Origin of the sequence: Streptomyces sp. RK62, assembly GCF_018070255.1 — a bacterium.
In the GTDB taxonomy this organism is placed as follows: domain Bacteria; phylum Actinomycetota; class Actinomycetes; order Streptomycetales; family Streptomycetaceae; genus Streptomyces; species Streptomyces nigra.
The window spans coordinates 198,486-216,942 of sequence record NZ_JAGPYD010000011.1 but is presented as its reverse complement, the minus strand read 5'-3'; the positions used below and the strand labels follow the sequence as shown (position 1 = coordinate 216,942).

Sequence of the window (18,457 nt, the reverse complement as noted above, 5' to 3'; positions counted from 1 at the left end):
GGAAGCGCGTCAGCCCTTGACCGCGCCCTGCATGATGCCGCCGACGATCTGCTTGCCGAACAGCAGGAAGGCGATCAGCAGGGGCAGCGTGCCGAGCAGGGCGCCCGCCATGATCACCGCCTGGTCCGGGACATAGCCGGTGCCCAGCGAGTTGAGCGCGACCTGCACGGTCGGGTTCTCCTGGTTGAGGGCGATGATCGGCCACAGGAAGTCGTTCCAGGCGAACACGAAGGTCAGCAGGCCGAGGACGGCCATGGCCGGCCGGGCCGCCGGGAACACCACGTGCCACACGACCCGCAGACTGCTCGCGCCGTCCACCCGCGCCGCCTCGATCAGCTCGGTCGGCAGCGCCTGGAGGAGGTACTGCCGCATGAAGAACGTGCCGAAGGCGGTGCACAGGGTCGGCAGAATGACCGTCTGGAGCTGGTTGGACCAGCCGAGGTCCGCCATCCACAGATACAGCGGCACGACCGCCAGCTGCGGCGGGATCATCATGGTGCCGATCGTCAGCAGCAGCAGGACGCCGGAGAACCGGAAGCGGAGCTTGGCGAAGGCGAAGCCGGCGAGCGTGGAGAACAGCACCGTGCTGATGGTGATCATGCTCGCCACGAAGATCGTGTTGAACATGGCCGTGCCGAGGCCGCCCTCCTCCCAGGCCCGCTCCATGTTCTTGAAGAGGTTCCCGCCGAACCACAGCGGCGGCGGTGTCTCGGCGAGACGCTGGTTGGTGCGCGAGGCCGCGATGGCCGTCCACACCAGCGGCGCCAGCGAGATCAGCGCGAACAGCGAGAGCACGACATAGGTGAGCGGACCGGCGTGCAGCTGCTTGCCGGCACCCATCACCCGGGGCCGCTCACGGCGGGTCTTCGCGGGCTCCTCGGCCCGAGGGGGCGTGAGTTCTGTCGCGGTCATTGGGACTTCCTCAGCCGTCGGGAGATCAGCAGCTGGATCACGGCGACGATCAGCAGGATCAGGAACATCGACCAGGCGATCGCGGACGCCTTGCCGAGGTTGCCGATGATCCAGCCCTGGTCGTACATGTACAGACCGAGCGTCTGGTACTGGTGCTCGGAGCCGCCCTTGGAACCGGAGACGCCGCCGAACAGCAGGGGCTCACCGAAGAGCTGGGTCGCGCCGATCGTGGAGACGACCACGGTGAACAGGATCGTCGGCCGCAGCTGCGGGATCGTCACATGGATGAACTGCTGCCAGCGGTTGGCGCCGTCGATCGCCGCGGACTCGTACAGGTCGACCGGGATCGCCTGCATCGCGGCCAGATAGATCAGCGCGTTGTAGCCGGTCCAGCGCCAGATCACGATGGAGGACACCGCGAACTGCGAACCCCAGTCGGACTCCCGCCAGTTGATCGGGTCGATGCCGACGAAGTCGAGCAGCCAGTTGATCATGCCGCCGTCCCACGAGTACAGCAGGACGAAGACCAGCGTCGCCGCCGCCACCGAGGTGGCGTACGGGGTGAGCATCACGACCCGCCACACGGTCGAGCCGCGCAGCTTGTAGTTGAGCAGATGGGCCATGCCGATGGCCATGACCAGCTGCGGCACCGTGGAGATCACACCGATGGTGAAGGTGTTCCACAGCGCGTTCCAGAAGAAGTCCGAGGACAGCAGGTTCTCGTAGTTCTTCAGGCCGGCCCAGGTCTGGCCGTCGAGGTTGGCCAGCTGCACGTCGTGCAGCGAGTACCAGGCCGTGTAGAGCAGCGGGACGAGCGAGAACGCCCCGAAGACGATGAAGAAGGGGGCGATGAACGCGTACGGCGACGCCTTCATGTCCCAGCGGTACAACCGGCTGCGCCAGGAACCGTTCCCCGGAGGCGGCGTACCGCGACCGTGAGCGCGGGGCGCCGCGCCCGGCTTGTCACCGGGCGCGGCGTCGGCGCTCGACGCGGGATGCGCGAGGGCCTGCTTGGGACTGCTCACTGGCCGAGCACGTCCTTGATCTCCGCGGTGGCGGCGTCCCAGCCCTCGTCGGGGGACTTGCCCTTCTGCTCGACCTGGAGGATGCCGATGTCGGTGATGGCGGTGCCGATCGGCTGGTCCTTGGTGCCCAGGTACTGGGTCGGGATCGTCTTGGCGGAGTCGGAGAAGATCTCGGTGATCGGCGCGCCGGAGAAGTACTCCTGGGTGGCGGCCGCCGGCTTCAGGGTCCCGTACGCCGACGGGGTCGACGGGAAGCTGGCCTGCTTGGCGAAGACCTTGGCCTGCTGCTCGGGCGCGGTCAGCCACTTCGCCAGCTCGACGGCCTCCTTCTGGTGCTTGCTCGCCGTCGGCACGCCGATGAACGAACCGCCCCAGTTGGCCGCGGTCGGCGCCGCCGCCACGTCCCACTTGCCCTTGCCGGCCTCACCGGACTTCTCCTGGATGTAGCCGATCATCCAGGCGGGGCAGGCCACGGTGGCGAAGGTGCCGTTCGCGTAGCCCTGGTCCCACGGCTTGTCGAACTGCTTGAGCTTGGCGGACATGTCGCTGGTCGCCACGTCCATGGCGACGTTCCAGGCCTTCTTCACACCGGCCGACTTGTCCCAGACGACGTTGCCGTCCTTGTCGTAGTACCGCTCGACCTCGCCGCCGAGGGCCGCGTTGTAGACGGAGGACGCGGAGTCCACGAACTTGGTGCCGCTCGGCGCCTTCTTCATGTACTTCTTGCCGAGGTCGACGTACTTGCCCCAGTCGCCCTTCCACTGCTCGGCGAGCTTGGTGCGGTCGGTCTCGAGGCCGGCCTTCTCGAAGAGGTCCTTGCGGTAGCAGATCGCCATCGGGCCGATGTCGGTGCCGAGGCCGATGAGCTTGCCGTCCTTGGTGGTGGCCTGGGTGTTCTTCCAGTCCAGCCACTGGGACTTGTCGACCTCCTTGCCGAGGTCGACGAACTTGTCGGCCTGGGTCTGGACGGCCTCGGTGATGTTGCCGACCTCGATCGCCTGGATGTCGTCGGTGCCGGAGCCGGCCTGGAGCCGGGTCAGGGTCTTGGGCCAGTAGACGTCGGTCCGCGTGGTGACGTTCTCCTTGATGGAGATGTCGGGGTGCGACTTCATGTACTCGTCGTAGAGGCCGGCCTGCTTGTAGCCGAAGACACCGAAGGTGCCGATGGTCAGCGTGGTCTTGCCCCCGCCGCCGTTGCCACCGCCCTCGTTCGAAGAGCCGTCGTCCGAGTCCTCGGCGCAGCCGGCGAGCAGCCCTGTCGTCAGCGCGGCTATGGCCGCGAGGGCCATCAGCCGGCGGGACCCGCGGGTACTCGTGCGCATTGCGTCCTCCTGTTGCCTGACGTGCCGACCCCCCGGCCAACTGCACTGTTGGGCCCGTTCATCTTGCTAGCTGCGGCTCGGGCGGGGAACGTGCGGGACATGTATGTGTCAGGTACTGTGGGAGCGCTCCCACAGGTGATGAGTTGAAGGTTCGTCGGTCGGAGCGGGGGTGTCAAGGGACCGGACACGCACTTCTGCGTTCAGTTATCGGCCTGTTAACAAACGCCACCGCCCGAGGGCTCGGGGAGTCAAATCGGCCGATTTGGACGGCACTTGGCCGATGGGGGGAAGTCGATCACTGCCCCCCGCACCCGGCTCCGTCCCCGACGGGGCTGTTAAATTCCAGGCCGACGACACGGTCAACGGGAGGCGGAGCCCATGGCAACCCACGGAACGCGGGGCCGCAGCGGCGGCCGGCCCACCCTCGAAGAGGTGGCGGCCCGGGCCGGCGTGGGCCGTGGCACCGTCTCCCGCGTGATCAACGGCTCGCCCCGGGTCAGCGACGCCACCCGCGCCGCGGTCGAGGCGGCGGTCGCGGAGCTGGGGTACGTCCCCAACACGGCGGCCCGCGCCCTGGCGGCGAACCGTACGGACGCGATCGCGCTGGTCGTGCCCGAACCGGAGACACGCTTCTTCGCCGAGCCGTACTTCTCGGACATGCTCAAGGGTGTCGGCGCCGAGCTGTCCGACACCGAGATGCAGCTGCTGCTGATCTTCGCGGGCAGCGACAAGGAGCGCCGCCGGCTCGCCCAGTACCTGGCCGCGCACCGCGTGGACGGAGTCCTGCTGGTCTCGGTCCACGCGGACGACCCGCTGCCCGACATGCTGGCCCAGCTGGAGATCCCCGCGGTGATCAGCGGCCCGCGCTCCGCCGCGGAGACCCTGACCTCGGTGGACTCCGACAACTACGGCGGCGCCCGCTCCGCCGTCGAGCACCTGGTGTCGCACGGCCGGCGCCGGATCGCCCACATCACCGGGCGCCTCGACGTCTACGGTGCCCAGCGCCGCGTCGACGGCTACCGCGACGCCCTGCGGGACGCCGGCCGCCCGGCCGACGAGCTGCTGATCGAGGCGGGCGACTTCACCGAGGAGGGCGGGGTCCGGGCGATGCGGGCGCTGCTCGAGCGCTGCCCCGATCTGGACGCCGTCTTCGCCGCCTCGGACGTGACGGCCGCGGGCGCCCGGCAGGTGCTGCGCGAGGCGGGCCGCCGTATCCCGGACGACGTCGCGCTCGTCGGCTACGACGACTCCGCCATCGCCCGTCATATGGAACCGCCCCTCACCAGCGTCCGTCAGCCCATCGAGGAGATGGGCCGCAAGATGATAGATCTCCTGCTCACGGAGATCGCCGACCGGCGGCCGGCGGTCTCCCGGGGCCTGACGGAGCGGACGCAGGTGGTGCTGGCCACGGAGCTGGTGACGCGCGCCTCGTCATGAGCGCGCCGCACGGTGCGGGAAAGCGATCAGCCGGTGACCTCCGCGAGGTCACCGGCTGATCGGTGAGGGTGAGTGACGGGACTCGAACCCGCGGCATCCTGGACCACAACCAGGTGCTCTACCAGCTGAGCTACACCCACCATGACCGGCTCTGGGTTTCCCCGACCGGCCGAGAAAAAGTGTACAGGGTCCGAAGGGGTGCTCGCGCACACATTCCGCGGCGCCCCCCTGGACCCCCCTCACACCCCTACTGAGCAGGCAGGACGTGCTTGGCGGCGATCGCCTTCGCGGTGTCCGAGTCGGGCCCCGGCTGCGGTACGAAGACGGCCTCGCGGTAGTAGCGCAGCTCCGCGATCGACTCGCGGATGTCGGCGAGGGCGCGGTGGTTGCCGTTCTTCTCGGGGCTGTTGAAGTAGGCGCGCGGGTACCAGCGGCGGGCCAGCTCCTTGATCGAGGAGACGTCCACGATCCGGTAGTGGAGGTAGTCCTCCAGCGTCGGCATGTCGCGCAGCAGGAAGCCCCGGTCGGTGCCGACGGAGTTGCCGCACAGCGGGGCCTTGCCCGGTTCCTTCACATGCTCGCGGACATAGGCGAGGACCTGCTCCTCGGCGTCGGCGAGCGTCGTGCCGCCCGCGAGTTCGTCGAGGAGACCGGACGCGGTGTGCATCTGACGCACCACCTCCGGCATCGTCTCCAGCGCCGCGTCCGGCGGGCGGATGACGATGTCGACCCCCTCGCCGAGAATGTTCAGCTCGGAGTCGGTGACGAGGGCGGCAACCTCGATGAGCGCGTCGTCGGACAGCGAGAGGCCGGTCATCTCGCAGTCGATCCACACCATGCGATCGTTCATGCGACCACCCTAAAGCGGGCTCCCCCGTTTGGGAGGCCCGGCGTCCCTGCCGGCGCATCCGGCAAGCGGCGCCGGGACGCCGGGCGGGCGGCGGTGCGCCCGCCCGGCGTCACGAGGTCATGCTCCGCTGCGCTGCCCGGGCAGGCTCGCCCGGCCGCCGACGTACAGCTCACGCCCGTGGTCGGCGGGCGAGGGCGACCCCACGGGAGCGGGGGTGCGCCGGGTCTGCAGCGGGACCGGTCCGCCCTCCGGGTACGGGCTGGGCGGCGGGCCCTGCGGCGTGTGCCCGGTGCCGACCGCGGACTCCGGCTCGGTGGGCCGGTCGCCCTGCGGGCGCCGGGCGCGGTACGCCGCCCGGTACGCGGCCGGCGAGGAGCCGAGCTGTCGGCGGAAGTGCCCGCGCAGCGCCACCGGCGAGCGGAAGCCGCAGCGTCCGGCGACCTCGTCGACCGAGTAGTCGGACGTCTCCAGCAGGCGCTGCGCCTGGAGGACCCGCTGGGTGATCAGCCACTGCAACGGGGCGCTGCCGGTCAGCGAGCGGAAGCGGCGGTCGAAGGTGCGGCGGCTCATGTACGCGCGGGCCGCCAGCGTCTCGACGTCGAACTGCTCGTGCAGGTGCTCCAGCGCCCAGGCGACGACCTCGGCGAGCGGGTCGGCGCCGATCTCCTCCGGTAAAGACCGGTCGAGGTAGCGCTCCTGACCGCCGGTCCGGCGCGGCGGGACCACCAGACGGCGGGCGAGCGCTCCGGCCGCCTCGTTGCCGTGGTCCGTCCGCACGATGTGGAGACAGAGATCGATTCCGGCCGCGGTACCGGCCGACGTCAGCACGTCGCCGTCGTCGACGAACAGCTCCCGTGGATCGACGTGGACCGACGGATAGCGCTTGGCCAGCGTCGGCGCGTACATCCAGTGGGTGGTCGCCGGACGGCCGTCCAGCAGGCCGGCCGCCGCGAGGACGAAGGCGCCGGTGCACAGCCCGACGATGCGGGCGCCCTCCTCGTGGGCCCGGCGCAGCGCGTCGAGCGCCTCCTCCGGTGGTGGTGAGGTGATCGAACGCCAGGCCGGCACGACGACCGTGCCCGCCCGTGAGATCGCCTCCAGTCCGTGTGGCGCGGTGAGTTCCAGGCCCCCTGTGGTCCGCAGCGGGCCTTCCTCGCCGCCGCACACCAGCAGTCGGTAGCGCGGCACGCCGGCGTCCTGGCGGTCTATGCCGAACACCGACAGCGGTATGGAACTCTCGAAGATGGGGCCGCCGCTGAACAGCAGCACCGCGACGATCTCCTTGCGGCGTCGCCCGGAGAGTTTCCGGGCCGCGGCTTCCGGCGCGGCAGTGGAGTCGTGGCTCATCCTGCTAAGCCCCCCTCGGTGGTCGCGGCTCCTCGGTTGTGTCGCTCCTGCACGTTTCCCCTCGGTCCTGCACGAGTCCCCCGCCGTAACAGTCAAGATCGAATCTACTGTGTCGCGCGGTGCCGCAGTGGCCGGTTCGGCACTCGGCACATTGTCGACTTGGCAACTTGGCGTGAAGCATTCGATCACGAAGCGTTGCACTCACGGGCCGTGCAGGGAAGTACGCCTCGTGGCAGTGGCCGATCCCCATACGGTGCCCGGGGGCCTCCAGACCCTTTCCGTGCAGGTGGGGCGGGGGTTGGGGGGTGTGAACGGCCAGGGATGCCCGCGCTGCGGAAGTTGGCTGAAAAGCGCCGTACGCGTGCGCGGAAACCGGTCAGCCGCCCGGTGTAATCCGCCCGGTGTGCCGTCCGCCCCGGTGCGCACCGGTCCCGGTGCGATGGTGACGGCCGCGGCGGCGCGGCGAGGGGCCGGCGCGCTCCATGTCCCGCTCGCGGACCGCGCCCCGCTCCGACTGGCGCAGCAGCAGCCGGCAGGCGGCGGTGACGGCCGCGAGACCGAGGGCGGTGCCGGCCGCGCCGGCGAACGAGGTGCCGTACCAGAGGAGCACGACGGGGACCAGGACACAGCTGAAGGCCGCCCAGCGGACCACCTCGGTCACGCTGTCCTCGGAGGGGGTGCGGGGTCCGGTCATGCGTGCGTGTGCTCCTGGGCTCCCTGGGGGTACGGCTCGTGGTGATCAACGCGGGGGAGGGGCGTCGGTCACTGGTGGACGGCCGGCTTCTCGGCGGCGGAACGTGAATCCTGTGCAAACCGCCTGTACACCGCAGCAACCATTGCGTTACGGGCGCCCCCTCGTGCATGCTCCCTGGAACCCGTACGGACCTCGCGCGGGTATCTGGGCGAAGGAGGCGTGCCGCCGTACCCTTGGGGTATGGGCTTGGGAAGACCATTCCCAGACACCGCCACGCGCAGACCGCCGCATCCGACGAGCTCCGCTCGCGAGCCCATCCATAAAGGATCACAACGCCGAGACAGCCATGGCCGGTCACGAATTCTTCGAACCAGCGGACCGCAAGCGGCCCGTCGCCGATCCCACGGCGGCCGATCCCCTCGCGGCGGAAGAGTCACGCCACTCCTGCGATCCCGCCTTCAAGCACGGTGTCGTGGTGGGCTTCGACGGTTCCACGTCCAGTGAGCGCGCCCTCGCCTACGCCATCGGCATGGCCCATCGCTCCGGGGCGGGCCTGATCATCGTCCATGTCGCCAACCGGCTGCCGACCACGGTGTGGGCGGGCTGTGAGCCGCCGGTCTTCGTCGACGTCCCGGACCACCGCACCGAGGTGCTCGGCCTTGAACTGGCCTGCGCCGACTACCTCGCCGAGGTCCCTTGGATCCTGGTCGAGCGCGGCGGCGACATCTGCCACGAACTCGAGGAGGTCGGGGTGGAGTACGAGGCGGACGCGATCGTCGTCGGCTCCACGCACGGCCTCGTCGGCCGGCTCTTCGGCTCCGTCGCCGGGCGGCTCGCCAAGCGCGCCAAGCGCCCGGTCGTCGTCATCCCCTGACGCGGCCCGTCCCCGACGCGCCCTCGCGCGCCGGGCGTTCACCCCGTCCGACCCGCACGAACCCCCCGTGCGCCGAAGCGCCACGAGGGGTCCGCCTGAGCCGATCCGTCTACTCGACGGTGACCGACTTGGCCAGGTTGCGCGGCTTGTCGATGTCCCGGCCCAGCGCCAACGCCGTGTGGTAGGCGAGGAGCTGGAGCGGGATGCCCATGAGGATCGGGTCCAGCTCGTCCTCGTTCTTCGGGACCACGATCGTCTGGTCCGCCTTCTCCTGCGGCTGGTGCGCGACCGCGAGGATCTTGCCGCTGCGGGCCTTGATCTCCTCCATCGCGGCGCGGTTCTTCTCCAACAGGTCGTCGTCGGGGACGATCGCGACCGTGGGGAGCGCGGGCTCGATCAGGGCCAGCGGGCCGTGCTTGAGCTCGGAGGCCGGGTAGGCCTCGGCGTGGATGTACGAGACCTCCTTGAGCTTCAGGGAGGCCTCACGGGCGACCGGGTAGCCCCGGACACGGCCGATGAAGAGCATCGAGCGGGCGTCGGCGAACTGCTTCGCCAGCGCCTCGATCTCCGCCTCCTGCTCCATGATCTCGGCGATCTGGGCGGGCAGCTTGCGCAGGCCCTCGATGATCCGCTTGCCGTCGCGCACGGACAGGTCGCGGGTGCGGCCGAGGTGCAGGGCGAGGAGCGCGAAGGCCACCGTGGTGTTGGTGAAGCACTTCGTGGAGACCACGCAGACCTCGGGGCCGGCGTGGACGTACACGCCGCCGTCGGCCTCGCGGGCGATCGCGGAGCCCACCACGTTCACGACGCCCAGCACCCGGGCGCCCTTGCGCTTGAGCTCCTGGACGGCCGCGAGGACGTCGTAGGTCTCGCCGGACTGGGAGACGGCGATGTAGAGGGTGTCGGGGTCCACGACCGCGTTGCGGTAGCGGAACTCGGAGGCCGGCTCGGCGTCGGCGGGGATCCGGGCCAGCTCCTCGATCATCTGCGCGCCGATCTGGCCCGCGTGGTACGAGGTGCCGCAGCCGAGGATCTTCACCCGGCGGATCTGCCGGGCCTCGCGGGCATCCAGGTTGAGGCCGCCGAGGTGCACGGTGGAGAAGCGGTCGTCGATCCGGCCGCGCAGCACGCGGTCCACGGCCTCGGCCTGCTCGTGGATCTCCTTGTGCATGTAGGTGTCGTGGCCGCCCATGTCGTAGGAGGCGGCCTCCCACTCGACGGTGGTCGGCTCGGCCGTGGTGCGGGTGCCCTCGGTCGTGTACGTGCGGAAGTCGTCGGCCTTGAGGGTGGCCATCTCGCCGTCGTCCAGGGTGACTATCTGGCGGGTGTGGGCGACCAGCGCGGCGATGTCCGAGGCGACGAACATCTCCTTCTCGCCGATGCCGAGGACGACCGGGGAGCCGTTGCGGGCGACGACGATGCGGTCCGGGAAGTCGGCGTGCAGGACGGCGATGCCGTAGGTGCCCTCGATGAGCCGGACGGTCTCGCGGACCTTGTCCTCGAGCTTCTCGGCCTCGGAGCGGGCGATCAGGTGGACGAGGACCTCGGTGTCGGTCTCGGAGAGGAACTCGACGCCGTCCGCCTCCAGTTTGCGGCGCAGGTCGCCGGCGTTGTCGATGATGCCGTTGTGGACGACGGCGACCTTGCCCTCGGCGTCCAGGTGGGGGTGGGCGTTCACGTCGGAGGGGGCGCCGTGGGTGGCCCAGCGGGTGTGGGCGATACCGGTGGTGCCCTTGAAGCGCGCCGGGACCTTGGCCTCCAGGTCGCGGACCCGGCCCTTGGCCTTCACGGTCTTCAGGCCGGCGGTCTTCGGGGAGGTGACGGCGATGCCCGCCGAGTCGTACCCGCGGTACTCCAGGCGCTGCAGGCCCTCCAGGAGCAGGGGTGCGACGTCACGCTTCCCGATGTATCCGACGATTCCGCACATATGAAGAGGTACCCCTAGCCGTAGACGATCCGGCGCAGCTGCCGGAGCGAGAGCTCCGGCGGTGCCACCGCCCGGTATTTCAGGTCCGCCTCGATCCGTTCGAAGATCGTCGCGTTCACCAGGCCCTGGGCCTGGAGCTCGCGGTGGCGGCGACGGACGAACTGCTCGGTCGTCTCGTCGAAGTAGGCGAGCACGTCCTGGATCACCCTCAGCGCCTCGCCCCGGTTCAGGGGCGTGCTGCGAGTCAGATGATCAACGAGGTCGTCGTGCACGGACTAGATCCTGGGGTATGCGAGATCCCTTCGCAAGAATTCTGCCCGATATCGGGCAGATGGATGCCGATGGCGGGGTTCTCTGCTACATCCGCTTCAGAACGGCCTGCTTGGCCGCCGCGAACTCCTCGTCCGTCAGGACGCCCGTGCGATGCAGATCGCCCAGTTCGCGCAGCCGGCGCAGCAGGACGTCGTGGTCCTCGGGCTCCGGCTGCCGCGGGATCGCCCGTTCGGGCGCGGGGGCGGCCGGATGGGGGATGCGGGCCTGCACCGCCGCCGCGACGAGCGCCATCAGCGGGTCCTTCTTGAACCCCCACAGCTCCACCGCGTGCGGGTCGTACTTGGGCGGGGTCTTGGCGGACCCATGGCGCACGACGAAGCGGAGGTGGCCGTTCTCCAGGCCGGCGGCCGGCTGCCACTCCACCGCGCGGACGTCCGAGACATGGATCGTGCGCGGCCCGCCCGCGGCCTTTGCCTCCTCCGTCTTCCAGTTCCACTCCAGCCGTACCTGCTCGCCGTCGAAGCCGGCCGTGCCGTCCCCGGCGGAGAACGACAGCGGCACCGAGGGGCCCGGCAGCAGATACCGGTCGACGGGGTCGGCCGGGACCTCGTCCAGCAGCAGCGCGTTGCGGACCTCGTCCACCAGGTACTCCGCGACGCCGTACCGGTCGGGCTCCACGACGAGCTGGTAGGGGTCATGGGGCTCGGTGAGCCGCCCGCCCGTGGCCAGCAGCAGCGGGTCGGCACCGTCGCGCAGCCGCAGCCTGAGCCGCCCCGACCGCTTGCCCTGCTCGAACGAGATCCCGGCCAACGCCCCCAGCGGCACCACGAGTTCGCCCAGCGTCGCGCGGAGCACACCGACGCTCTTGTCGCGGCCGGGGATCAGCCGCAGGGCGTCGCCGTCGAAGATCCACGTGCCGTCCCTCTGGATGATTTCCGCCATGGGGTGGATTGTTCCATCCGGGTCGCGAGAGAGTGGTCCAGACCTCTTGGAGCGTCAACGGCTCATCGAAGGGACGGTTTTGTGAAACACAGAACGCTGCGCCTTCTCGGTTCCCTGTTACTGGTCGCCATGGGCGTCTCGGTGACCGGGGCCGCGCCCGCCTCCCGCCCGACGGCACCCACCCCGCTCGACCGCGTGATCCCCGCGCCCGCGTCCGTCACACCGGGCAAGAACCCGTACCGGATCACCCGCGGCACCCAGATCCGGGTCGACGGCTCCCGGGAGACCCGCCGCGTCGGCGAGTACCTCGCGGACATCCTGCGCCCCTCCACCGGCTACCGCCTGCCGGTCACCGACCGCGGCGCCGGAGGCATCCGGCTGCGCCTGGAGCGGGGTGCGTCCGGCGCCGAGGGCTACCGCCTGGACAGCGGACCCAGCGGCGTCACCATCACCGCCGCCGCCCCCGCCGGCCTCTTCCACGGTGTGCAGAGCCTGCGCCAACTGCTCCCGGCGGCCGTCGAGAAGGACTCCGTGCAGCCCGGCCCCTGGCTGGTCGCGGGCGGCACCATCGAGGACACCCCGCGCTACGGCTGGCGCGGCGCGATGCTGGACGTCTCCCGGCACTTCTTCACCGTCGAGCAGGTCAAGCGCTATATCGACCAGCTCGCCCTCTACAAGATCAACAAGCTGCATCTGCACCTCAGCGACGACCAGGGCTGGCGCATCGCCATCGACTCCTGGCCCCGCCTGGCCACCTACGGCGGCTCCACCCAGGTCGGCGGCGGCCCCGGCGGCCACTACACCAAGGCCGACTACAAGGAGATCGTCCGGTACGCCTCCTCCCGCTATCTGGAGGTCGTCCCCGAGATCGACATGCCCGGGCACACCAACGCCGCGCTGGCCTCGTACGCCGAGCTGAACTGCGACGGTGTCGCGCCGCCGCTCTACACGGGCACCGCGGTCGGGTTCAGCTCGCTGTGCGTCGGCAAGGACATCACCTACGACTTCGTGGACGACGTGATCCGCGAGCTGGCCGCGCTCACCCCCGGCCGCTACCTCCACATCGGCGGCGACGAGGCGCACTCCACCAGCCACGAGGACTACGTGGCGTTCATGGAGCGCGTCCAGCCGGTCGTCGCCCGGTACGGCAAGACCGTGGTGGGCTGGCACCAGCTGACCGGGGCCACCCCGGCCAAGGGCGCGCTCGCCCAGTACTGGGGCCTGGACGGCACGAGCGCCCAGGAGAAGGAGCGGGTCGCCGCGGCCGCGCGCAATGGCACCGGGATCGTCCTGTCGCCCGCCGACCGGATCTACCTCGACATGAAGTACACCGCCGACACCCCGCTGGGGCTGTCCTGGGCGGGCCTGGTGGAGGTGCGCCGGTCCTACGACTGGGACCCGGGCGCGTATCTGCCCGGGGCGCCCGCGTCGGCGATCCGCGGCGTCGAGGCTCCGCTGTGGTCGGAGACGCTGACCAATTTCCGACGAGATCGAGTACATGGCGTTCCCGCGGCTTCCCGGGGTCGCCGAGCTCGGCTGGTCGCCGGCCTCGACACATGACTGGGACGCCTACAAGGTGCGGCTCGCCGCGCAGGCGGAGCGGTGGGAGGCGCTGGGCGTCGACTTCTACCGGTCACCGCAGGTGCCCTGGCCCACGGCGTAGCGCGCACGGCACACGACGACGGGCGCCCCCGGAGGACCGTACTCCGGGGGCGCCCGCCCGTCCTTCTAGAACCCGGCGATGGGGTTCTTCAGGGTGCCGACGAGCTGGAGGGCGCCCGCCGGGTCCGTGAGGTCCACCATCTGCCGGTTGTTGCGCAGCTGGAGGCGGTTGAGGCAGGACAGCGCGAACTCGGGGACGAAGATGTCGTACCGCTCGAACTTCTCCGCGAGCTCCGGCACCGACCGCTGGTAGTCCCGGGTCACCTCGGCGACCGTCCGCCAGAAGGCGTCCTCGTCGAGGATGCCCTCGGCGGCCAGGTCGGCCGCGAGGAAGCGGAAGAAGCAGTCGAAGACGTCCGTGAAGACCGACAGCAGCTTGGTGTCCTCGGGCACGTCCACCCGCACCCGCTCGACCGCGGGCGGCAGCACCGCGTCCGGGTCCATGACGGCGATCTCCTCGGCGATGTCCTTGTAGATCGCGCGTCGCACCACCCCGTCCTTGAGGACCAGGATGACGTTCTCGCCGTGCGGCATGTACACCAGGTCGTAGGCGTAGAAGCTGTGCAGCAGCGGCACGAAGTAGGCCCGCAGATAGTGCCGCAGCCACTCCGCCGGCTCCAGCCCGGACCGCTCGATCAGGGCGCCCGCGAAGGACGCGCCCTCGTGGTCCACGTGCACGAGCGAGGCCATGGTGGCCAGCGTCTCGCCGTCCTCGAGCCGGGACACCGGGCTCTCCCGCCACAGCGCCGCCAGCATCTTGCGGTACGGCGAGTAACGGTCCGTCGCCGCCTCGTACTCCAGATGCCGGTAGCCGACGGCGGCCCGCTCCCGGATGATCGACAGGCCCGTCGACCGCAGCACCGGATCGCCCTCGACGAGCTGGGCCAGCCAGTCGTTGATGGCGGGCGTGGCCTCCATGTACGCGGCCGACAGACCCCGCATGAAGCCCATGTTGAGGACGGACAGGGCCGTCTTCACATAGTGCTTCTCGGGGCTCGTGCTGTTGAAGAACGTCCGGATGGACTGCTGGGCCAGATACTCGTCGTCGCCCTCGCCCAGCACGACCAGGTGCTCGCGGGCCACCTCGGCGGCGAAGGTGACGGCCAGCTTGTTCCACCACTGCCAGGGGTGCACCGGGATGAAGAGGTAGTCGCCGGGGTCGAGGTCCCGTGCGCGCAGCACCCCGTGGAAGCGGTCCACGGTCTCCGCGCCCAGCTCCTCGCGCAGGAACGACTCGTACTCCACGCCGACGCCGGCGGTGAACGCGGCACGCGAGCGGTGGGCCGCCAGCCACACCAGCCGGACCGGACGCGCGACCTCCGGGGCGTACTCCAGGTACTCGTGGACGCCGAAGCCGAGCCGCCCGTTGTTCGCGACGAAGCAGGGGTGGCCCTCGGTCATCCCGGCCTCGATCGCCTGGAAGCCCGACCGGGCCAGCTCGGCGGCCGGGACCTGCGGCCTGGTCAGCTTGTAGCAGGTGCCCGAGAGGGTGGAGGAGATCTCCTCCAGGTACACGGGCAGGATCTCGTCGCTCAGCCCGAGCGACTTCTGCAGCTCGACGAAGAAGTCGAGTGCCTCCAGCGGGAGTTCGGCGTCGTCGCGGTGACGGGTGATCGAGTCGGCGTCGATCTGCCAGTGGTCCAGCGCGCGGCGCACGGCGGTGAAGGTGTACCGGGTGCGCCCGTCGTCGCTGCGGACGGTGTGGCGGCCGTCGCCGGTCGCCTCGGGGGTGAGCAGGCGCTCATGGGCGAACTCGGCGAGCGCCTTGCGGATCAGAAGGCGGTTGGCCCGCGCCCAGCGGTGGGGGGACAGATGCGCCACGGCGTCGGACAGGGTCATACGGCTGCTCCTCGGGCTGCCTCGAACTGCTCACGGGTGCAGAAGCTCAGCAGCGCCTTCTTCTCGGGCTTCTGGATCTCGCGCTCGGGCACGAATCCCACGGCCGCGTTCAGGGCGTGGACGGCGGTGTTGGCGACGTCCGGTTCCACGACGACCCGCCGGACCGCCGGGTCCTCGAAGAGGTGCTCCATCACGGCGGTGATCACGGCCCGGGTGAAGCCGTGCACGGGGCGGTCGGTCGGCGGCGTCAGGAAGTGCATGCCGACGTCCCCCGGCTCCGGGTCGTACAGGCCGGTCAGCTCCCGGTGCGCGGGGTCGTACCTCTCCATCAGGAACGCGGGCGCCCCGCGCTCGTCGAGGCCGAGCAGGGCGTGGTGGTGCTCGTCGGCCGCGATCTCCATGTAGGCGCGCTCGACGTCCTCCAGTTTCGCGTCCTGCATCATCCAGAACGCGGCCTTGGGGTGGGTCACCCAGGAGTGCAGGAGCTCCGCGTCCCTCAGCGGGTCGAGGGGGCGGAAGGTGAAGGCGGGGGTGGTCATACGGAGAACTCCTGGAACGCGATCGTCTTCTCGACCGGGTAGTACTCGGTGCCGAGCAGCTCGCGGATGATGTACGCGTTCCGGTACGGCCCCATGCCCAGGTCGGGGCTGGTGATGCTGTGCGTGTGGACACCGGCGTTCTGCAGGAACACCCCGCGGCCGGTGACGTCGACGGCGTAGTTGCGGGCGACGTCGAAGTTGCCCCGGCCGTCGTAGACCAGGCGGTCGCGGACCGGGCGCAGGAACTCGGGCTCGGCGTACCTGTAGCCGGTCGCGAGGACCAGGCCCTGCGACTCCAGCGTGAAGTCCTTGCCCTGCTCCTCCTGGCGGAAGGACAGCGTGTACGTGCCGTCGTCGTACCGGGCGCCGGTGAGGGCGGAGTTGGTGAGCAGCCGGGTGGGGACCGGGCCGCCGAGGCTCTTCTGGTAGAGCAGGTCGAAGATCTCGTTGATCAGATCGCCGTCGATGCCCTTGAACAGGCCCTTCTGCTCGGCGGTCAGCCGGTAGCGGGTGTCCTCGGGCAGCTCCCGGTAGTAGTCGACGTACTCCGGGGACGTCATCTCCAGGGTGAGCTTGGTGTACTCCAGCGGGAAGAACCGCGGGGAGCGGGTGACCCAGTTCAGCCGGTAGCCGTGGACGTCGATCTCGCTCAGCAGGTCGTAGTAGATCTCGGCGGCGGACTGCCCGGAGCCGACCAGCGTGATGGAGTCCTTCTTCTGCAGCTCCGCCTTGTGCTGGAGATAGCGGGAGTTGTGCAGGAAGTCGCCGCCCAGGCCCTCGCACGCCTCGGGTATGTGCGGCGGGGTGCCGGTGCCGAGGACGAGATGGCGGGCCCGGTAGAGCTCGCCGGCCTCGGTACGCACGGCGTAGATCCCGTCCGCCTCCTCGTACGTCACCTCGGTCACCGTCGTGTCGAACCGGATGCTGCTCAGCCGGTTCGCGGCCCAGCGGCAGTAGTCGTCGTACTCGACGCGCAGCGGGTAGAAGTTCTCCCGGATGTAGAACGAGTACAGCCGGCCCTTCTCCTTCAGATAGTTCAGGAAGGAGTACGGCGAGGTCGGGTCGGCGAGGGTCACCAGGTCCGACATGAACGGCGTCTGGAGGTGGGCGCCGTCCAGGAACATGCCCGCGTGCCACTCGAAGTCGGGCTTCGACTCCAGGAACACGCCGTCGAGTTCGGCGATGGGCTCGGTCAGACAGGCGAGGCCCAGATTGAACGGGCCGAGCCCGATGCCCACGAAGTCGTGGATCACGGACGGGTTGTCAGGACGCGCGGTCAAGGGAGTCTCCCAGGTACTGCTCGGCGTGGCCGGCGATCAGGTCGAGGACGGCGGCGATGTCTTCGGTCGTCGTCTCGGGGTTGAGCAGGGTGAACTTCAGATAGTGGCGGCCTTGGACCTTGGTGCCCGCGACCACGGCGTCGCCGGAGGCGAACAGGGCCTTGCGGGCGTACAGGTTGGCCCGGTCGATCTCGGCCGGGTCGGTGACGGAGGCCGGGACGTAGCGGAAGACGAGGGTGGACAGGGTGGGCTGCACGACCACGTCGAAGCGGGGGTCGGCGGCCAGCAGCCGCCAGCCCGCCGCGGCCAGGTCGCACACCTCGTCGAAGAGCTGCCCGATGCCGTCGGCGCCCATGGTGCGCAGGGTCATCCACAGCTTGAGCGCGTCGAAGCGGCGTGTGGTCTGCAGGGACTTGTCGACCTGGTTGGGGATGCGCTCCTGGACCATCCGGCGCGGATTGAGGTACTCGGCGTGGTAGGTGGCGTGCCGCAGGGTCGCGGCGTCGCGGACCAGCACGGCGGACGAACTGACCGGCTGGAAGAAGGACTTGTGGTAGTCGACGGTGACGGAGTCGGCGCGCTCGATGCCGTCGATGCGGTCCCGGTACTTCACCGAGGCCAGCAGCCCGCAGCCGTAGGCGGCGTCGACGTGCATCCAGGTGCCGTACTGCGCGCACAGCTCGGCGATCTCGGGCAGCGGGTCGATGGAGCCGAAGTCGGTGGTGCCGGCGGTGGCGACGACGGCCATCGGGACCAGGCCGTCCCGGACGCAGCGCTCCAGCTCCCGGGCGAGCGCGACGGTCTGCATGCGCTTGTCGTGGTCGACGGGGATGGTCACCACGGCGTCCGGGCCGAGCCCGAGGAGCTTCGCGGACTTCTGCACGCTGAAGTGCCCGGCCTCGGAGGCGAAGATGCGCAGGTCGGCCGGCCTGTCCGTCTTGGCCTCCTCGCGGGCCAGCAGCAGCGCCTGGAGGTTGGACTGGGAGCCGCCGGAGGTGAACACGCCGTCGGCGGCCGGGCCGAGGCCGACGCGGGCGGCCGTCCAGTCGATCAGTTTGCGCTCGATCAGGGTGCCGCCGGCCGACTGGTCCCAGGTGTCCAGGGAGGAGTTGACGGCGGACAGGACCGCCTCGCCGAGCACCGCCGGTATGACGACGGGGCAGTTGAGGTGGGCGAGATAGCGCGGGTGGTGGAAGTAGATGGCGTCCCGGAGGTAGACGTCCTCCAGCTCGTCGAGCACGGCGGCGGTGTCGTGCAGCGGGCGGTCCAGGTCGATCGCGTCGACGGCGGGGGCCAGGGCGTCGACCGTGACACCGGTGAACGGCCGGTCGGTGGCGGCGAGTTTGGCGGCCACCCGCTCGATACCTTCGGTCACGGAGCGGCGGTACTGCTCCGCGGTCGTGTCGTTGAGCAGGTGCGAGCGCATGGGGAGGTCCTCCGGTGGGGACGGGGCTCTGGGACGAGGAGCTTGATTAGCTTAGGTTAGCCTAACCTAAGTTGATATTGCTCGCGCCCCGGTGGGGACGTGACCGCG

General features: G+C 70.0%; 15 protein-coding genes, 1 tRNA gene and 1 pseudogene. 3 read left to right on the top strand and 14 right to left on the bottom strand.

Annotation, left to right across the window (positions count from 1 at the left end):
• Positions 1-9 precede the first annotated feature (9 nt).
• Genes KBY32_RS22510 through KBY32_RS22500 form a run of 3 tightly spaced genes read right to left on the bottom strand, consistent with a single transcriptional unit; the run spans position 10 to position 3,259 of the window.
• Positions 10-912: a carbohydrate ABC transporter permease gene (locus tag KBY32_RS22510; protein WP_055623441.1), complete on the bottom strand. Its 903-nt coding sequence runs from the start codon at positions 910-912 to the stop codon at positions 10-12.
• Positions 909-1,937, bottom strand: coding sequence for a carbohydrate ABC transporter permease (locus KBY32_RS22505; RefSeq protein WP_055623442.1), 1,029 nt, complete (start codon positions 1,935-1,937; stop codon positions 909-911). The genes KBY32_RS22510 and KBY32_RS22505 overlap by 4 nt, the downstream gene beginning before the upstream one ends.
• On the bottom strand, positions 1,934-3,259 hold the full coding sequence (locus KBY32_RS22500; RefSeq protein WP_055623443.1) for an ABC transporter substrate-binding protein: 1,326 nt from the start codon (positions 3,257-3,259) through the stop codon (positions 1,934-1,936). The genes KBY32_RS22505 and KBY32_RS22500 overlap by 4 nt, the downstream gene beginning before the upstream one ends.
• A gap of 378 nt (positions 3,260-3,637) precedes the next feature.
• Here KBY32_RS22500 and KBY32_RS22495 point away from each other — a divergent pair, with 378 nt between their 5' ends.
• Entirely contained in the window at positions 3,638-4,696 is a 1,059-nt protein-coding gene (locus tag KBY32_RS22495) for a LacI family DNA-binding transcriptional regulator (RefSeq protein WP_210981369.1), read from the top strand.
• Between the two features lie 67 nt (positions 4,697-4,763).
• Here the strand turns inward: KBY32_RS22495 and KBY32_RS22490 are convergent.
• From KBY32_RS22490 to KBY32_RS22475, 4 genes are all read right to left on the bottom strand, one after another.
• Positions 4,764-4,836 (bottom strand) — tRNA-His (locus tag KBY32_RS22490).
• 107 nt (positions 4,837-4,943) lie between these two features.
• The gene (orn, locus tag KBY32_RS22485) at positions 4,944-5,546 is read right to left on the bottom strand and encodes an oligoribonuclease (protein ID WP_055623445.1); all 603 of its coding nucleotides are present in this window, start codon (positions 5,544-5,546) and stop codon (positions 4,944-4,946) included.
• A gap of 117 nt (positions 5,547-5,663) precedes the next feature.
• On the bottom strand, positions 5,664-6,893 hold the full coding sequence (locus KBY32_RS22480; protein ID WP_055623446.1) for a helix-turn-helix domain-containing protein: 1,230 nt from the start codon (positions 6,891-6,893) through the stop codon (positions 5,664-5,666).
• 376 nt (positions 6,894-7,269) lie between these two features.
• Complete coding sequence (locus KBY32_RS22475; protein ID WP_210981368.1) at positions 7,270-7,587, bottom strand: hypothetical protein; 318 nt, start codon at positions 7,585-7,587, stop codon at positions 7,270-7,272.
• A 346-nt stretch (positions 7,588-7,933) separates the two neighbouring features.
• Between KBY32_RS22475 and KBY32_RS22470 the strand changes: the two genes are divergently transcribed.
• Entirely contained in the window at positions 7,934-8,461 is a 528-nt protein-coding gene (locus KBY32_RS22470; RefSeq protein ID WP_055623448.1) for a universal stress protein, read from the top strand.
• Positions 8,462-8,570: 109 nt separating this feature from the next.
• On the opposite strand, the gene glmS is transcribed toward KBY32_RS22470, so the two are convergent.
• From glmS to KBY32_RS22455, 3 genes are all read right to left on the bottom strand, one after another.
• The gene (glmS, locus tag KBY32_RS22465) at positions 8,571-10,388 is read right to left on the bottom strand and encodes a glutamine--fructose-6-phosphate transaminase (isomerizing) (RefSeq protein WP_055623449.1); all 1,818 of its coding nucleotides are present in this window, start codon (positions 10,386-10,388) and stop codon (positions 8,571-8,573) included.
• Positions 10,389-10,402: 14 nt separating this feature from the next.
• On the bottom strand, positions 10,403-10,660 hold the full coding sequence (locus KBY32_RS22460; RefSeq protein WP_055623450.1) for a hypothetical protein: 258 nt from the start codon (positions 10,658-10,660) through the stop codon (positions 10,403-10,405).
• Between the two features lie 85 nt (positions 10,661-10,745).
• On the bottom strand, positions 10,746-11,603 hold the full coding sequence (locus KBY32_RS22455; RefSeq protein WP_055623451.1) for a DUF4429 domain-containing protein: 858 nt from the start codon (positions 11,601-11,603) through the stop codon (positions 10,746-10,748).
• A 129-nt stretch (positions 11,604-11,732) separates the two neighbouring features.
• Here KBY32_RS22455 and KBY32_RS22450 point away from each other — a divergent pair.
• A pseudogene (locus KBY32_RS22450) lies at positions 11,733-13,266 on the top strand (beta-N-acetylhexosaminidase).
• A gap of 65 nt (positions 13,267-13,331) precedes the next feature.
• Here the strand turns inward: KBY32_RS22450 and KBY32_RS22445 are convergent.
• Genes KBY32_RS22445 through desA form a run of 4 tightly spaced genes read right to left on the bottom strand, consistent with a single transcriptional unit; the run spans position 13,332 to position 18,349 of the window.
• Positions 13,332-15,104 carry an IucA/IucC family siderophore biosynthesis protein gene (locus KBY32_RS22445; protein WP_055623453.1) on the bottom strand — a complete coding sequence of 591 codons (1,773 nt, stop codon included), beginning with the start codon at positions 15,102-15,104 and terminating at the stop codon, positions 13,332-13,334.
• Positions 15,101-15,643, bottom strand: coding sequence for a GNAT family N-acetyltransferase (locus KBY32_RS22440; RefSeq protein ID WP_210981367.1), 543 nt, complete (start codon positions 15,641-15,643; stop codon positions 15,101-15,103). Before KBY32_RS22440 ends, KBY32_RS22445 begins: the two co-directional genes overlap by 4 nt.
• Positions 15,640-16,923, bottom strand: coding sequence for a lysine N(6)-hydroxylase/L-ornithine N(5)-oxygenase family protein (locus KBY32_RS22435; RefSeq protein ID WP_210981366.1), 1,284 nt, complete (start codon positions 16,921-16,923; stop codon positions 15,640-15,642). Before KBY32_RS22435 ends, KBY32_RS22440 begins: the two co-directional genes overlap by 4 nt.
• Entirely contained in the window at positions 16,907-18,349 is a 1,443-nt protein-coding gene (desA, locus tag KBY32_RS22430; protein WP_210981365.1) for a lysine decarboxylase DesA, read from the bottom strand. Before desA ends, KBY32_RS22435 begins: the two co-directional genes overlap by 17 nt.
• Positions 18,350-18,457 lie beyond the last annotated feature (108 nt).

Excerpts from the sequence above, each read along its gene's own strand:
- KBY32_RS22510 (WP_055623441.1), bottom strand. The coding sequence starts at position 912 with ATGACCGCGACAGAACTCACGCCCCCTCGGGCCGAGGAGCCCGCGAAG.
- KBY32_RS22500 (WP_055623443.1), bottom strand. The coding sequence starts at position 3,259 with ATGCGCACGAGTACCCGCGGGTCCCGCCGGCTGATGGCCCTCGCGGCC.
- KBY32_RS22495 (WP_210981369.1), top strand. The coding sequence starts at position 3,638 with ATGGCAACCCACGGAACGCGGGGCCGCAGCGGCGGCCGGCCCACCCTC.
- orn (WP_055623445.1), bottom strand. The coding sequence starts at position 5,546 with ATGAACGATCGCATGGTGTGGATCGACTGCGAGATGACCGGCCTCTCG.
- KBY32_RS22480 (WP_055623446.1), bottom strand. The coding sequence starts at position 6,893 with ATGAGCCACGACTCCACTGCCGCGCCGGAAGCCGCGGCCCGGAAACTC.
- KBY32_RS22475 (WP_210981368.1), bottom strand. The coding sequence starts at position 7,587 with ATGACCGGACCCCGCACCCCCTCCGAGGACAGCGTGACCGAGGTGGTC.
- KBY32_RS22470 (WP_055623448.1), top strand. The coding sequence starts at position 7,934 with ATGGCCGGTCACGAATTCTTCGAACCAGCGGACCGCAAGCGGCCCGTC.
- glmS (WP_055623449.1), bottom strand. The coding sequence starts at position 10,388 with ATGTGCGGAATCGTCGGATACATCGGGAAGCGTGACGTCGCACCCCTG.
- KBY32_RS22455 (WP_055623451.1), bottom strand. The coding sequence starts at position 11,603 with ATGGCGGAAATCATCCAGAGGGACGGCACGTGGATCTTCGACGGCGAC.
- KBY32_RS22445 (WP_055623453.1), bottom strand. The coding sequence starts at position 15,104 with ATGACCCTGTCCGACGCCGTGGCGCATCTGTCCCCCCACCGCTGGGCG.
- KBY32_RS22440 (WP_210981367.1), bottom strand. The coding sequence starts at position 15,643 with ATGACCACCCCCGCCTTCACCTTCCGCCCCCTCGACCCGCTGAGGGAC.
- desA (WP_210981365.1), bottom strand. The coding sequence starts at position 18,349 with ATGCGCTCGCACCTGCTCAACGACACGACCGCGGAGCAGTACCGCCGC.